This is a genomic window from Tenacibaculum aquaeponti, assembly GCF_052084715.1.
In the GTDB taxonomy this organism is placed as follows: Bacteria; Bacteroidota; Bacteroidia; order Flavobacteriales; family Flavobacteriaceae; genus Polaribacter.
The window spans coordinates 2,865,217-2,881,481 of record NZ_CP197288.1; the positions used below are offsets into that span (position 1 = coordinate 2,865,217).

The window sequence follows — 16,265 nt, forward strand, 5'->3', positions numbered from 1 at the left end:
ATATGTCACAAGATCAAAATTTAGAATGTTCGTTTTGTGGACGCAAAAAAGCGGAAACAGATTTATTAATTGCAGGTATGGATGCACATATTTGTGATCGTTGTATCGAGCAAGCACATGGAATAGTGGAGGAGGAAATTGCAGAAGCAAAAACAACAAGTCTCTCTAATGATCTAATCTTAAAAAAACCAATAGAAATAAAATCTTTCTTAGATGAATATATTGTAGGACAAGAGCAAACTAAAAAAGCAATGTCTGTTGCAGTATACAATCATTATAAAAGATTGCTACAATCTAAATCTCCAAACGATGGTGTTGAGATTGAAAAATCAAATATTGTATTAGTAGGAGAAACAGGTACAGGTAAAACATTAGTAGCTAGAACTATCGCTAAAATGCTAAATGTTCCTTTTGCTATTGTAGACGCTACAGTATTAACTCAAGCAGGATATGTTGGAGAAGATGTAGAAAGTATATTAAGCAGGCTATTGCAAGCTGCTGATTATGATGTAGAAAAAGCAGAAAGAGGAATTGTTTTTATAGATGAGATTGATAAGATTGCTCGTAAAGGGGATAATCCTTCTATAACTAGAGATGTCTCAGGAGAAGGTGTTCAACAAGCTTTGTTAAAGTTACTTGAAGGAGCAATTGTAAATGTAGCACCTAAAGGAGGAAGGAAACATCCAGAACAAAAATTTATACAAGTAGATACAAAAGATATCTTATTTGTAGCGGGTGGAGCATTCTCGGGTATAGACAGAATCATTAGTAAACGATTAAATATGCAAGCTGTAGGGTATAGTGCTTCTATAGATGAAGATAAAATTGATGAGGATAATTTACTTCAATATATCATACCTGCAGATTTAAAATCTTTTGGTTTAATACCAGAAATTATAGGTCGTTTACCAGTTTTAAGCTACATGAATCCTTTAGATGCAAAAACATTAAGAGCGATTCTTACAGAACCTAAAAATTCAATAGTAAAGCAATATACAAAGTTATTTTCTATGGATGATGTTGAGTTTTCTATGACAGAAGATGCTTTACAGTATATTGTAGATATGGCTGTTGAATATAAGTTAGGAGCTAGAGGTTTACGTTCATTATGTGAAGCAATTTTAACAGATGCGATGTTCGAATTACCAGGTTCAGAGATAAAAGAGTTTGAAGTAACAAGAGAATATGCAGAAGAAAAATTAACAAAGAAGGCTTTGCAGAAATTAAAAGCAGCATCTTAAAAAGTTTTTATTCAAAAAATAAGTCGTCCTAAATTAGGTTGACAGGTTTTTTAAAAAAAAATATTTAAAGCATTGAGTTTATCTCGATGCTTTTTTTGTTAAATATCTTTGAGACTGAGTTATAAAAGACTAAAAAATATTATTAAATAAGGTTTTATTAAATTTGATTGATTTAAATATTAGTTTTCATAGAAGAACAAAACTATATTTGCGCTTCAATTTTTATAGATGATTACCCAACAAACCATAGAAAAAGTTTTCGAAGCTGCTCGAGTAGAGGAGGTGATTGGAGAGTTTGTTCAATTGAAAAAAGCAGGAAGTAATTTTAAAGGGTTAAGCCCCTTTACAGATGAAAGAACTCCTTCTTTTATGGTGTCTCCTGTAAAACAAATATGGAAAGACTTTAGTACTGGAAAAGGAGGGAATTCGATTTCATTTTTAATGGAGCACGAACATTTTACCTATCCTGAAGCAATTCGATGGTTAGCGAAAAAGTACAATATAGAAATTGAAGAAACAGAACAAAGTGATGAGCAAAAAGAGCAAATGAATGAACGAGAAAGCATGTTTCTGGTTTCAAAATTTGCTAAAGATTACTTTCATGATGTTTTAATGAATACCCAAAAAGGTCGAGCAATAGGACTTTCGTATTTTAAAGAACGTGGTTTCAGAGAAGACACAATAGAAAAGTTTGACTTAGGTTATTGTAAAGATGAATGGGATAATTTTACAAAAGCAGCTCTAGCTAAAGGATACGATTTAAAGTATTTAAAATCTACAGGGTTAACTATTGTAAAAGAAGGTGGAGAAAAAGTAAGAACTTTCGATAGATTTAAAGGAAGAGTTATGTTTCCAATCCATAGTATGTCTGGTAGAATACTTGGTTTTGGAGGGAGAATTTTAACCAATGATAAAAAAGCTGCTAAGTATTTAAATTCTCCAGAAAGCGATATTTATCATAAGAGTAAAATTCTTTACGGATTGTACCATGCTAAGAAAGAGATTGCAAAGCAAGATAATTGTTTTCTTGTAGAAGGATATACCGATGTAATTTCTTTCCATCAATCAGGAATAGAAAATGTTGTAGCTTCTTCAGGAACAGCCTTAACTCCAGATCAAATCCGATTGATAAACCGTTTAACTAATAATATTACGGTACTTTTTGATGGAGATGCTGCCGGTATTCGAGCTTCTTTACGTGGTATAGATCTTATTCTAGAGCAAGGAATGAATGTAAAAGTAGTAACTTTTCCTGAAGGAGAAGATCCTGATAGTTTTGCAAAATCACATTCCGATGCAGAATTAAAAAAATATTTAGAAGAAACAGCTCAAGATTTTATCGATTTTAAAGTATCGTTATTAATTAAAGATGCTCAAAACGATCCGGTTAAAAAAGCAGGATTAATTCGAGATATTGTAACAAGTATTTCAAAAATCCCTGATGGAATTCAAAGAGAAGTGTATGTGCAAGAATGTGCTCGTATTATGGATATTTCCGAACGAGTACTTTTTAGCGAATTAGCACAGTTAATTAATAGGGGAGGTGGTGAAACTAGAGTAGAAAGAAATAGAAATCAAGCTTCTGCTAAACCACAAATGCAACCTGTAAGGGAAAGTTCTAAAAAACCAAAAGTAGATAGCCTTCTTTTGTTGGAAAAGGAAATAATTAGAATTTTATTATTGTATGGAAATGAGGAGGTTGGGTTTGTTAATTGGGTAAATGCACATGATAAACATGGAAGACCAATTTTAGAAAAAGAAGAATATATCAATACAGTTTCTAATGAGTTGTATTTAAATTTGCAAGAAGATGAAATAGAGTTTTCTAATGAAGTTTTTAGAGTGGTTTATTACGAAATTATACATCAGCTAAACCAAGATGAAAAAATCTCTATAGATAAGCTTATAGCAAATGAAAACCCTACAATCGCTGAAGTGGTAACAAATATATTGATGGACGAAGAGAGGTATCAGTTAAGTGATTGGAGTAGAAAGGATATTGTGATTACAGAAGTGGGTAAAATTTTACCAAAATTAGTAACAGATGCTATTCTTAATTTAAGGAGAGTTTTGGTAGAGAGAAAATTGCTGGATATAGTGAGTAAAGGTCAAGAATTATCAAAAACTTCATCTGATAAAGAAGATGAAACTGAAGATACAAATCTATATAATGAACTAAAAGAAGAAGTTGTAAACTACATTGAACTAAAAAAATTATTGTACGAAAAGCTTAGTAGGGTGATTTAACTTTTTGATTTTTAACATTTTTTTATATATTCGTAGTCCGAAAGAAAGAAACAGAAACAAAAAAGAATCAGAAATAAATCTAGAAACTATGAGAAAATTGCTCCAAATTGGTCAATTAATCGTGTTGTTCATTGAATTGCCATTTCAAATTTCAAATGGACACAAGAAAAAAGCATACAAAAAAATTAAACAATTAATGATTTCAGCGAACTTATTATAGTTCCTTTATCGCAAAAAAATAAAAACCATATATTTTTTATATGGTTTTTTATTTGTGTCTTAAGACAGTTTTATTTGTGTAGAAATGAATTCCTATTTTAAGTCATTTGGAATTTCACAAACTGGAATTGGAACCATCTTGTGTTGGTTAATTGTGTTTAATCGAATGTAAATACTAAATACTTCTTTTTCTCTACCAGAAAAATCATCAGCTTTTTTACCTGCATCTTGCATTTTCATTGCCCATTCTAATTCATCATAAGAAGCTCCTATTTGATCTTCATCTGTTCTGCTATCACCAAAAAGTCCATCTGTAGGTTGTGCTTTTTGGATAGATTCAGGTACTTTCAAATATTCACCTAAAGCATATACTTCAGATTTTACTAAATCAGCAATCGGACTTAAATCTACGCCACCATCACCATATTTCGTAAAGAAACCAACACCAAAATCCTCTACTTTATTCCCTGTTCCAGCTACTAGTAAACCATGTAAACCAGCAAAATAATATAAAGTAGTCATTCTTAAACGTGCTCGTGTATTTGCCAAAGCTAAATCTAATTGAGCAGATTGTTCCACTTCTGGAGTTACAGTTTTAAAATCTTCAAAAGTAGATGTTAAATTAACTCTAGCTTCAGAAACATTAGAAAAACGTTCTTTTAATTGTGCAATATGTTCTTGTGCGCGATTTACCTGGCTTTGCGCTTGGTGAATTGGCATTTCTACACATAAAGTTGGTAATCCTGTACTGGCACATAAAGAAGATGTAACAGCAGAGTCAATTCCTCCAGAAACTCCAACTACAAATCCTTTTACTTTCGCATTTTCAGCATAATCTTTTAACCAGTTTGTAATATGTTCAGCAACTTTAGGTGTATTCATGTTATACGATTTTAGTAAATTCGAAGTTTAATATTTAAACGTAAAGATAGCGATTTCATGCGTAAAATTATATGCCTCTTTATTGTAGGATTCATAATATTATCCTGTAAAAAAGAAGAAAAATTTAAAGTAGATGTGTCTAAAATTACAGTAGATTCTAAACTATATCGATTTGATATCGATTTTTATACAGCTACTGAAAAAACATTGCCAAAGGTTAAAGAAAAGTATCCATTACTTTTTCCTCATAATAACGATTCTGTTTGGGTAAATAAAATTCAAAATAAAGATGAACAAGAGCTTTTTACAGAAGTTCAAAAAAAATATACAGATTTTACAGCACAGGTTCAAAAATTAAAATCACTATTTCAGTATGTTACATATTACAACAAAAAGTTTGTAGCACCAGTGGTAATTACTATGCTAACAAATATAGATTATGATAATAGAGTTGTTTATAATGGTGATTTTATGTTGATTTCTTTAGATTGTTATTTAGGTGCATCGCATGAGTTTTATAATGATTATCCGCAGTATGTAAAACAAAATAATACAGAAGATCATATTATAGTAGATGCAGCAAATGCAATAGTTAATGTGCAGTTACCACCAAATACCGAGCGAAGTTTTATTAATAAAATGATTTATGAAGGTAAAAAGTTGTATTTGCTCGATAGATATTTGCCTAATATATCAGATAAAGAAAAAATAGGTTACGCATCTGAAAAGTTTGACTGGGCAGTAAATAGTGAAGAAGATATTTGGAAGTATTTTATAGAGCGAGATTTGTTATATAGTACTGATAGTAAATTGAACAAACGTTTTTTAGATATTGCTCCTTTTTCTAAATTTTATTTAGGAGAAGATAATTTATCTCCAGGCAGAATTGGAGCTTGGGTAGGATGGCAAATAGTTCGTTCTTACATGCGAAATAATGACGTATCTTTGCAGGAACTTTTATCAAAAAGAGGAGACGAAATTTTTAAAAAATCAAAGTACAAACCTAAGCGTAAATAAATGGCAATAGCACATACTTCTGAAATAAAATTTAAAATAGCATTAGATGAAAATAGAGTTCCTGAAGAAATCACATGGAATGCTGAAGATGGAGGCATAAAAGAAGCAGAATCTAAAGCTGTTATGTTGTCTGTATGGGATCATAAGAAAAAAGATACATTGCGTATGGATTTATGGACAAAAGATATGCCAGTAGATGAAATGAAGCAATTTTTTCACCAAACTTTAGTTTCTATGGCAGATACTTTTGAACGTGCTACAGACGATACTAAAATGAGCGCAACTATGCGTGATTTCTGTGATTATTTCGCAGAAAAATTAGAGCTGATTAAAAAGTAAGTCTCAGACTTAATTTTAAAGTATATAGTGCGGATAAACCACATTAAAAGTGTGGTTTACCCGCACTTTTGTTTTGTGATAAATTTATATTTTAGAAGTCTACAAGAGCAACAGCGAATCACAAGGATTTTATCACCCGAAGGCAATTAAGGGAGATATTCAAGCGTATAAAATTTTAAATTTTGGAGATAATTTTATAGAATTAAAAAATACTGAAGTAAATTTTAAACTAATAAAGAATAAGAATTAAAAATTATAGTTATAAAAAATATAAAGTATTATTTATTGATTATTTTAATTGGGTTTTGTTTCTCTTGTAAAAACGGTACAACAATACATGTTATTAATGAAAGTGGGAAAACTTTAGAAAATATTAGTATTGAAACAGGTTTTAGTTCAGAGTTGTTAGAGAAAATTAATGAAGGAGAATCACAAAGTTTTTTCATCGATTTTAATGAGCTTAAAACTAAAACTGATGGAATAATGGGGTTAAAAACTGATGAAACCTATTCTAATCAAATATATTCGTTTGGTTATTATTCCAATGGATTTCCTCCAAATAAAGATATTACAGTGATTCTTAAAAAAGATACGGTTGAGATTAAAGAATTCAATTAAGGACGGTGTTCCTTGATTTTTTTTATGATAGTTTTATAGTGTTCTTTATTTTGAACAAAGTCTAGCTCAGAAACATCTATCACTAAAATATTTAAATTTTGCTGTGTTTTTATAAAGTTACTGTAACCATCATGAATTTTCTCTAAATAAGAAGCTTCAATATTTTGCTCGTATTCACGCCCACGTTTTTCAATATTCTGTAATAATCGATCAGTGTTTTGGTATAAATACACATATACATCTGGCTTTACAATTTCCTTATACATTAAATCGAACATTTTTCGATATAATTTGTACTCATCATTTTGTAAAGTAACTTGAGCAAAAATCAATGATTTGAAAATGTAATAATCAGAAATTACAAAATTTTTAAACAAATCAAATTGTGCTAAATCATCAGAAAGTTGTTGATAGCGATCAGCCAAAAAACTCATTTCTAAAGGAAAAGCATAACGCTCCTGATCCTCGTAAAATTTTGGTAAAAACGGGTTATCAGCAAAACGTTCTAGAACGATTTTAGCATTAAAATCATTAGAAATCATAGTCGCTAAAGTCGTTTTTCCTGCACCAATATTTCCCTCAATAGCAATATAATTATATTGTTCAGAAATAGGAATTGGTCTTTCTAAAATGATATCTAACAGTTTAATTTCAGAAGTATCTGAACATTCTTGTAAACAATTCGCTATTTGTTTTTTAGCTATAGGGTGAATTACATTTTTAGCGATTTCAGCAAGTGGAGCTAAGGCAAATTTACGATCTAACATTCTTGGATGTGGAACAATTAATTCTTGAGTGAAAATAATTTCATCTTCAAATAATAATACATCCAAATCAATTAATCGATCAGCATAAGAATCAGAAGTTTTTCTAATTCTTCCCAACTCTTTTTCTATCCATAAAAGTTTCTGAATAAGTTGTTCAGGAGGTAAATAGGTGGAAACTTTAATACAAGTGTTATAAAAATTGTCGCTATTAAAACCCCAAGAAGCTGTTTCATAAATAGAAGCAATTTTTAAAACTGAACCAACTTCTTCTGCAATTAAATTAATTGCATTTTGAAGATTTTCTGCCTTATTTCCTTGGTTAGTACCTAATGATAAATATGTAATACGTTGTATTCTCAATGCCTTTATTTCAGTAGGCAAAGAAACAAAACCTTATAGGATTAATTTAAATTTTTAGGTTGTTTTTTTAAAAAGAGATAATGTTATTTATTAGATATGAATGAAACAAACAAAAAAACGTCAAGTATTTTTTACTTGACGTTTTTTTGTTATGAATAAAGAAGAGTTTTAAGATTGTTTCTTATCTTCTCTAGGTTTTCTTTCCTCCCTAGGTTTTTTGTCTTCTCTAGGAGGTCTAGGTAATAAAGCTTTTCTAGAAACTTTTTCCTTACGAGTTTTTGGATCAACACCAAAGTATTTTACATCTACTATATCTCCAATATTAACAACATCTGTAACATTGTTTGTACGTTCCCAAGCTAGCTCAGATATATGTAATAAAACTTCATTTCCAGGAGCTTCAGTATATTCTACTACAGCACCAAATTCTAAAACTTTTATAACTTTTGTTTCATAGATACTACCTTTTTCAGGTTTAAAAGTAATTGCTTTAATGCGTTCTAGTACTTTGTCTATTCCTTCTTGGCTTGTACCTAAAATTTCTACGATACCTTCTTCAGTAACTTCATCTTCATTAATTACAATAGTAGTTTCAGTTTCTTTTTGTAATTCTTGAATATGTTTACCTCCAGGTCCAATCATAGCACCAATATAATCTCCTGCAATACGAACAGTAACCATTTTTGGAGCGTGAGCTTTTACTGAAGCATTTGGAGTTGCGATTGTATCTGTTAATTTTTCTAAGATATGTAAACGACCATCACGAGCTTGTTTTAATGCATTTACTAAGATTTCATAAGATAATCCTTTAATCTTAATATCCATCTGACAAGCAGTAATTCCATCAGCCGTACCTGTTACTTTAAAATCCATATCACCTAAATGATCTTCGTCTCCTAAAATATCAGATAAAACTGCATAACGTTCTCCATCAGAGATTAATCCCATAGCAATACCTGAAACTGGTTTTTTAAGTTGAACACCAGCATCCATCAATGCCATTGTACCAGAACAAACTGTTGCCATAGAAGACGATCCGTTACTTTCTAAAACTTCAGAAACTACACGAACAGTATATGGACAATCTTCAGGAACCATACCTTTTAAAGCTCTTTGTGCTAAGTTTCCATGTCCTATTTCACGACGAGAAGTTCCACGAATTGGACGTGCTTCTCCTGTTGAAAATGGAGGGAAGTTATAGTGTAAGTAAAAACGTTCTTCGTCTTGAATTGTTGGAGAATCAATCATATTAGCATCTCTAGAAGTACCTAAAGTAACAGTTGCTAATGCTTGAGTTTCTCCACGTGTAAAGATAGATGAACCATGAGTTCTTGGTAAATAATCTACTTCACACCAAATTGGTCTTATATCTGTAGTTGTACGTCCATCTAAACGTAAACCTTCATTTAATGTTAAATCACGAACAGCTGCTTTATGAGCTTTGCTAAAATATTTAGAGATTAAATCTCCTTTTTCTTCTAATTCTTCTTCAGTAAATAAAGCTAAAACTTCATCTTTTACTTCAGAAAAAGCTTGACCTCTTTCTTTTTTAGAAGTTCCTTTTTTAGCGATTTCGTAACATTTATCGTAAGCTACAGCTTTAATTTTTTCTTCTAACTCTTCATCAGTAACAGCAGCCTCGTATTCACGAGTTTCTTTTTTACCTATTTGATTTACTAATGCTTCTTGCGCTTCACATTGTACTTTAATAGCGTCATGTGCTACACGAATTGCATCTGCCATTTCTTCTTCTGAAACTTCATCCATTTCACCTTCAACCATGGCAACGAAGTCTTTAGAAGCACCAACCATTAAGTCGATGTCAGCTTCCTTTAATTGAGCAGGGCTAGGGTTAATAATAAATTCTCCATTTACTCTTACAACTCTTACTTCAGAAATAGGAGCTTCAAAAGGAATATCAGATAACTGAATTGCAGTTGATGCAGCTAAACCAGCTAAAGCATCTGGCATAACTTCTGGGTCATGAGACATTAATTGCATCATTACCTGAGTTTCTGCATGATAATCTTTTGGGAATAATGGACGTAATACCCTGTCTACTAAACGCATTGTAAGGATTTCTTCGTTACTTGGTCTAGCTTCACGTTTCATAAAACCACCTGGGTATCTACCAGCAGCGGCAAATTTCTCTCTATAGTCTACAGTAAGTGGTAAAAAGTCAATTCCAGGATTAGCTTCTCTTGCCGAAACTACAGTAGCTAAAATCATGGTATCTCCCATACTTACAACAACTGAACCATCTGCCTGTTTTGCTAACTTTCCTGTTTCTAAGGTAATGGTTCTTCCATCTCCAAGTTCAATAACTTGGCTAAATACTTTTGGAATCATAAAGTGTTTTTTTCAAATAAATTACGTTGTTAGTTGTAGTTGTGTTGTGTGTGTTGTTGTTGTTTCAATGGAAGTTTATAAAGTTAAAAAACTTTCGCTAAGATAATAAAAAAAGAGGCTGAAAATTCCAGCCTCTTTTAGATAGGTATTATTTTCTAATTCCTAATTCTTTAATGATTGCACGATATCTGTTGATATCTTTCTTCTTTAAATAGTCAAGTAAGCTTCTACGCTTACCTACCATTTTCACTAGAGAGCGCTCTGTGTTAAAATCTTTACGATTTCTTTTTAAGTGCTCAGTTAAGTGGTTAATTCTGTGAGTAAATAACGCGATCTGTCCCTCTGCTGTTCCAGTATCTTTTCCGTCTTTACCATGCTTTGCAAAAATTTGCTCTTTTACTTCTTTAGTTAAATACATACCAATATTGTTTAAATGATTTTAATGTATCAAATTTTTCATTGAAGTGGCAAAAGTACAACTAATTTTCCTAAAAAAATAATTAAAGTTTATTAAACCTTTTTCTTAATGTTAAGTCCAAGAATCAGATTAACTTTTAAAAACTATTAATTATGACAGCGAAAGTTTTAAAATTTGGATTAATAATGTTGCTTGGAACCATGATTTTTATTTCATGTTCTGATGAAGAGGGAGTTACCATGAATGATTCAGTGGAATTAAGTACAGAAGATATTCAAGATGTAGTGATAGCAGATGATATTACTTCTGATATTGATAACATTTTAGAAGACGATGATATCGATTTTAATTTATTAAGTAGAAGTGCAGGTAGTTCAAGTAGTAGTGTGGCTGATTGTGTAACTAGAACTGTTGAAGCAGATACAACGTCAGAAACATTAACAATTACCCTAGATTTTGGAGATAATTGTATTGGGCCAAGAGGTAAAGAATTATCTGGTAAAATAGTTATTGTATATCAAAAAACAGATACAGGTTACTCAAAAGAAGTTAGTTTCGATAATTTCTCTGTTGATGGTAATGTAATTGAAGGGTCTAAGTCTGTAGTAAAAGTAAAAGATAATGGTAATGGAAATAAAGAAGCAACGCATACGGTAAATATTTCTGTAACATTAGCTACTGGAGAAACTGTAAGTTTAGAAGGAACTAGAGTAAGAGAAAAGATAGCTGGTGACGATACATTAACTAGAGGAGATGATGTGTATTTAATTTCAGGTAATTGGAAGTTTGTAAATAAATTAGGTAATGAATTTACAGGAAATATTACAGAAAAATTAAGAAGAGAGTACGCTTGTAAATTCATAGTAAGTGGAGTTACAGAAATTACAAAAAATGGAGTTGCTTATACTTTAGATTTTGGAGATGGTACTTGTGACAATATAGCTACAGTAACTAATAGTAGTGGAGAATCAAGAGAAATAATGCTAAGAAGAAGATAATTAGGATTTATTTAGGATAAAAAAAAGACCAGCATAACGCTGGTCTTTTTATTTTATTAAGCTCTTACAGGTTGATTTTGTATTAAATCTAAGTATAAATTAACTTGTTTCTTTAAATCTTTACGTTCGTAAATAGCGTCTAAGAAACCGTGTTCTAAAACAAATTCAGAACGTTGGAAACCTTCTGGTAATTCTTTACCAGTAGTATCTTTTACAACACGAGGACCAGCGAATGCAATTAAAGCATTTGGTTCAGCAATATTAATGTCTCCTAACATTGCAAAAGAAGCAGTCGTTCCACCAGTAGTTGGATCTGTACATAAAGATACATATGGAATTTTAGCGTCTGCTAATTGAGCTAACTTCGCGGATGTTTTTACTAATTGCATTAATGATAATGAAGCTTCCATCATACGAGCTCCACCAGATTTAGATACCATTAAGAAAGGAATGTTATTTTGGATAGAATAATCGATAGCGCGAGCTATTTTTTCTCCCACAACACTTCCCATAGAACCTCCAATAAAAGCAAAATCCATACAAGCGATAACTAAGTCTTTTCCTTGAGATTTACCAACTGCAGTTCTAACAGCATCTTTTAATCCTGTTTTATCTTGAGCGCTTTTTAATCTGTCTGGATATTTTTTAGTGTCCTCAAACTTTAAAGGATCTTTAGCAACTAACTTTTCATTAAGTTCTGTGAATTCATTGTTGTCAAAGAATAATTCGAAGTATTCTCTACTTCCAACTCTTACATGATAACCATCTTCTGGACTTACATATAAGTTTCTTTTTAATTCTTCAGTATCAATAATTTTACCGCTAGGCGTTTTATACCACAAGCCTTTTGGTGTGTCTTTCTTTTCTTCGGTAGGGGTATGAATCCCTTTATCTTTTCGTTTAAACCAAGCCATAATCTAGTTTTGTTTGTTTAGTGTCAGTTTAAATAACTCAGCCCTTATTTAGGGATAGGTTAGTTTACAAATGTAAAAGTTTTTTAATTACTGAGTATTCTTTTTAAATTAAAATTAATAATGGTTTGATTTTTAGTCTTTTATAAGGTAAAAAAGCCTCTTAAAATTTAAGAGACTCTTTTGTGTAAAGTTGGTTATAACTTATAAAAGCTACTATAAAGTATTTATGTTATTTAAATCTTCGAAAGCTTGCTTTAAACGAGTTTTGAAAGTTAATTCTCCTTCTCTAAGCCATTTACGAGGATCGTAGTATTTTTTGTTAGGAATATCATCTCCATCAGGATTACCAATTTGAGCAGCTAAATAATCGGCGTTTTTCTTCATATAATCACGAATCCCTTCATTAAAAGCATATTGTAAATCTGTATCGATATTCATTTTGATAACACCATAACCAATTGCTTCACGAATTTCTTCTAAAGTTGAACCTGATCCTCCGTGAAATACAAAATCGATTGTATTAGCTGGTACATTATATTTTTCAGAAATATATTCTTGAGAATTCTTTAAGATTTTTGGAGTTAATTTTACATTACCTGGTTTGTAAACTCCGTGTACATTTCCAAATGCAGCTGCAATTGTAAATTGATCACTTACTTTTAATAACTCTTCGTAAGCATATGCTACTTCTTCAGGTTGTGTATATAATTTAGAACTATCTACATCAGTATTATCTACTCCATCTTCTTCTCCTCCAGTAATTCCTAATTCTATTTCTAAAGTCATACCCATTTTACTCATACGAGCTAGATATTCTTTGCAAATTTCGATGTTTTCTTCTAATGGCTCTTCAGATAAATCAATCATATGAGAACTGAATAATGATTTACCAGTTTCTTCAAAATGTTTTTCACTTGCATCTAATAATCCATCTATCCAAGGTAATAGTTTCTTAGCAGCGTGATCTGTATGTAAAATTACAGGAACACCATAAGCTTCTGCCAATAAATGTATATGTTTTGCACCAGCTACAGCTCCAGCAATTGCAGCTTTTTGATCTTCATTTGATAACCCTTTTCCTGCATTAAATAATGCTCCTCCATTTGAGAATTGAATAATTACAGGAGAGTTAACTTCTTTAGCAGTTTCTAAAACAGCATTAATAGAATTAGACCCAACTACATTTACCGCAGGTAATGCGAATGCTTTTTCTTTTGCTAACTTAAAAATTTCTTGAACTTCGCGTCCAGTGGCTACTCCTGGTTTTATCATTTTTTTGTTTTTTAGTTTGTGTTGTAATTTCAATTGAAACAAAACTACATAATTTTTGTATTAAAAGAAGAAAAACAAAAGTTAGATTACGATTACGTTTTAGTTGTTTAATTTTAGAAAGGATAATTAATTCCAATATTAAATACAGAGTTTGCGAAATTGGTATTTTGAAACCACCTATTGTTTGTTAAGTAAGGTTCTCTTACTTTAAATCCAAGATCTAAACGTGCAACTAAAAATTTAAAGTCGTAGCGTAAACCAAAACCAGTTCCAACAGCCATATCTGTTAATGATTTAATTCCTTGGAATCTAGATTCAGTATCTACTCTAGAAGAATTAGTAATATCCCAAATATTTCCAAAATCTAAAAATATAGCACTTTTTAAACTTCCAGCAATATCAAAACGATATTCAAAAGAAGATAAAAACTTTAAACTACCAATATTATACTCTAATCCTGGAGTTCTTCTACCAGGTCCTAAATCATAAGTTTGCCATGCTCTAATATCATTAGATCCACCAGCGAAATAACTTCTAGAAAATGGAATACTAGAGTCATTATAAGTTAATATAGCTCCTAAAAATGTACGATGTGCTAGAATATTATTGTCTCCTAAATTCCAATATTTTTTGTATTCAATATCCGTTTTAAAGTATTCTGCAATTGGAATTTTAAAAACAGTGGTTTGTCCGTTTCTATTAGTTTGATTAGATAATACCCCCATTATATTTCCAGAATTTGCTAATCTTATTCGGAAGTAAGAAAAGTTAGAATCTTTGATGTTTTCTTGATTATTATATGTAAAAGTATAAGCAATTTCAGGGATTAAGAAATCTGAGGTAATAATGTTATATCTATTTAAGATATTTAAATTATCTCTGAAAGCTTCAGGGTTGTTTGTTCTGAAGTTTTCATCTATAGATATTTCTCTCATTTTGTTAACAATGAGATCATTATTTTCTGGAGCAGGTTGGGGTAAATTGAAAGTTGAATCGAAAATAGAAACAACTTCTTTAAGCTTATTGTATTCAGATCCATAAATATTGAAATAATTCCCAACATTTAAATTTCTAATATATTGAGCATTTAAAAGTTCTAATTGAATAGATTTTCTTTTGTTAAATTGCCATCTATAATCAACTCCTGCAGAAACATTTTGTTTATCTAAAGCAATGTTTTTTTGAATACTTAATCCAGTATTAAAAATGGTTCGGGGCTGCATACGTTTAGGAACGAGTTTATGGAAACCGAAAGGAGCCATAAAACGGGGAACTTCTAATGATAAATTTCCTCCGAATTCCCATCCAGGGCCATTGGCTGAGTTAAAAAAACCTCCTTGAAGAGAAAGTTGAAATATTTCAGCTCCTTTAAATGTATTTCTGTTTGTAATTGAAAACTTTCCAGAAATATCAAAATTTCTAATATTAGAACGAGATAATTCAGCATCAATTCCAATAGAATATTTTTCAATAGGAGTTAAGAAAATATTAGCCTCTAATTCATCATCACTAATAGAGTTATAACGAATAGATGTTGTTTTAAAGTTTTTTAAACCTCTTAAATGTAATTGAGTTAGTCTTCTTAAAGAATCAGTATATACCTGATTGGGCCTTATAAAAATTGATTGAGTTAAGTGTTTAGGATTATATTTTAGCTTATCGTGAGAAAGAAAATTAATTCCTTCGAATTTTGCTTTATTATAATAAGGCTCATTTCTTTTAGTGTAAGTATAGTCAGTGAAAATATTAATGTTCTTTATTTTCTGAATTTTAAAAGGTTTAGATACATATTTTCCATCTATTTCAACTAACTCGTCTTTAATTTCTATTTTAACGTCTGTTTTTTGATAGTTTTTTAAAGTATCTGGTTCAAATGATAAAGAATTTTCGTTGAATTTGTATACTCCTTTGTTTCTAAAAAGTTGCACAATTCTATTTGCCTCTTTGATAAAGTTTTCATCTTTGTATTGTTCTCCTTTTTTTAAGAAATTTTTCTGGGCATGTTTTTTATATATTGAATCTAAAACAGGAGACTTTATATCTGTATAAATTGAATCTAGAAAAGAAGGATTACCTTTTTCTATAAAATAAGTTAGGGTTCCTTTTTTTTGTCCTACTGTATCTTTTCTATAGGAAACTTTTGCTCTAAAATAACCTTCGGTAATGTAGTACGCCAATAACTTATTTGCTGTTCTTCTAGTTTTTTTATCATTAATTATTATTGGTGCTTGTCCATTATTTAAATACCAGTTATTTAATCCTATAAATGTATTAGCTACAGCTATACTTTGTTTTTCTGAAAAGATATTTTTAAAAAGATTATACCATTTTGGATGGTTTTTTTCCCATTCTTCAACATCTTTAGAGCCTTTTGGATTTCCTAAGTTGTAGAAATAAAGAGATAGAGGTAAGCCAATAGCTCTAGCATTTTTTTGTTGAAGCAGTAAACTATTTAAACGTTCGTCTTTTTGTTTAATACTATCAACAATTATTATGTTGTTTGTAAGTAGTAATTCATTTTCAGGAACGTGTTTAATTGTGCTACAAGCACCAAAAAATAAGAATAATAAAAAATAAAAGCTGTGTTTTTTCATTAACTTTACACGTCGAATTGAATTGTCAAA

General features: G+C 30.5%; 13 protein-coding genes. 6 read left to right on the forward strand and 7 right to left on the reverse strand.

What is annotated here, in order from left to right; genetic code table 11:
* Positions 1-2 precede the first annotated feature (2 nt).
* Positions 3-1,241, forward strand: coding sequence for an ATP-dependent Clp protease ATP-binding subunit ClpX (clpX, locus tag ACSIGC_RS12970; protein ID WP_442265237.1), 1,239 nt, complete (start codon positions 3-5; stop codon positions 1,239-1,241).
* Positions 1,242-1,469: 228 nt separating this feature from the next.
* Positions 1,470-3,488: a DNA primase gene (gene dnaG / locus ACSIGC_RS12975; protein ID WP_442265238.1), complete on the forward strand. Its 2,019-nt coding sequence runs from the start codon at positions 1,470-1,472 to the stop codon at positions 3,486-3,488.
* 312 nt (positions 3,489-3,800) lie between these two features.
* Here the strand turns inward: dnaG and nadE are convergent, their stop codons facing one another.
* Positions 3,801-4,589: an NAD(+) synthase gene (gene nadE / locus ACSIGC_RS12980; RefSeq protein WP_442265239.1), complete on the reverse strand. Its 789-nt coding sequence runs from the start codon at positions 4,587-4,589 to the stop codon at positions 3,801-3,803.
* A gap of 57 nt (positions 4,590-4,646) precedes the next feature.
* On the opposite strand from nadE, the gene gldB reads away from it, so the two are divergent.
* The 3 genes from gldB (at position 4,647) to ACSIGC_RS12995 (ending at position 6,563) form a co-directional block, all read left to right on the forward strand.
* On the forward strand, positions 4,647-5,606 hold the full coding sequence (gldB, locus tag ACSIGC_RS12985; protein WP_442265240.1) for a gliding motility lipoprotein GldB: 960 nt from the start codon (positions 4,647-4,649) through the stop codon (positions 5,604-5,606).
* Complete coding sequence (gldC, locus tag ACSIGC_RS12990; RefSeq protein WP_442265241.1) at positions 5,607-5,945, forward strand: gliding motility protein GldC; 339 nt, start codon at positions 5,607-5,609, stop codon at positions 5,943-5,945. It abuts the gene before it with no gap.
* A 285-nt stretch (positions 5,946-6,230) separates the two neighbouring features.
* Positions 6,231-6,563, forward strand: coding sequence for a hypothetical protein (locus tag ACSIGC_RS12995; RefSeq protein WP_442265242.1), 333 nt, complete (start codon positions 6,231-6,233; stop codon positions 6,561-6,563).
* Here ACSIGC_RS12995 and folK read toward each other — a convergent pair.
* The 3 genes from folK to rpsO form a co-directional block, all read right to left on the reverse strand.
* Positions 6,560-7,690, reverse strand: a complete 1,131-nt coding sequence (gene folK, locus ACSIGC_RS13000) for a 2-amino-4-hydroxy-6-hydroxymethyldihydropteridine diphosphokinase (protein ID WP_442265243.1) — start codon at positions 7,688-7,690, stop codon at positions 6,560-6,562. The two genes, ACSIGC_RS12995 and folK, sit on opposite strands and share 4 nt — an antisense overlap.
* Before the next feature lie 168 nt (positions 7,691-7,858).
* Positions 7,859-10,039: a polyribonucleotide nucleotidyltransferase gene (locus ACSIGC_RS13005; RefSeq protein ID WP_442265244.1), complete on the reverse strand. Its 2,181-nt coding sequence runs from the start codon at positions 10,037-10,039 to the stop codon at positions 7,859-7,861.
* Between the two features lie 148 nt (positions 10,040-10,187).
* Positions 10,188-10,457: a 30S ribosomal protein S15 gene (rpsO, locus tag ACSIGC_RS13010; RefSeq protein WP_075341725.1), complete on the reverse strand. Its 270-nt coding sequence runs from the start codon at positions 10,455-10,457 to the stop codon at positions 10,188-10,190.
* Positions 10,458-10,609: 152 nt separating this feature from the next.
* Between rpsO and ACSIGC_RS13015 the strand changes: the two genes are divergently transcribed.
* Positions 10,610-11,455, forward strand: coding sequence for a hypothetical protein (locus ACSIGC_RS13015; protein WP_442265245.1), 846 nt, complete (start codon positions 10,610-10,612; stop codon positions 11,453-11,455).
* Between the two features lie 56 nt (positions 11,456-11,511).
* On the opposite strand, the gene accD is transcribed toward ACSIGC_RS13015, so the two are convergent.
* The 3 genes from accD to tamL all read right to left on the reverse strand — a co-directional run bounded on the left by accD (position 11,512) and on the right by tamL (position 16,235).
* Positions 11,512-12,369 carry an acetyl-CoA carboxylase, carboxyltransferase subunit beta gene (gene accD / locus ACSIGC_RS13020; protein ID WP_442265246.1) on the reverse strand — a complete coding sequence of 286 codons (858 nt, stop codon included), beginning with the start codon at positions 12,367-12,369 and terminating at the stop codon, positions 11,512-11,514.
* A gap of 213 nt (positions 12,370-12,582) precedes the next feature.
* Positions 12,583-13,641: a class II fructose-bisphosphate aldolase gene (fbaA, locus tag ACSIGC_RS13025; protein ID WP_442265247.1), complete on the reverse strand. Its 1,059-nt coding sequence runs from the start codon at positions 13,639-13,641 to the stop codon at positions 12,583-12,585.
* Between the two features lie 113 nt (positions 13,642-13,754).
* On the reverse strand, positions 13,755-16,235 hold the full coding sequence (gene tamL / locus ACSIGC_RS13030) for a translocation and assembly module lipoprotein TamL (RefSeq protein ID WP_442265248.1): 2,481 nt from the start codon (positions 16,233-16,235) through the stop codon (positions 13,755-13,757).
* Positions 16,236-16,265: the final 30 nt, after the last annotated feature.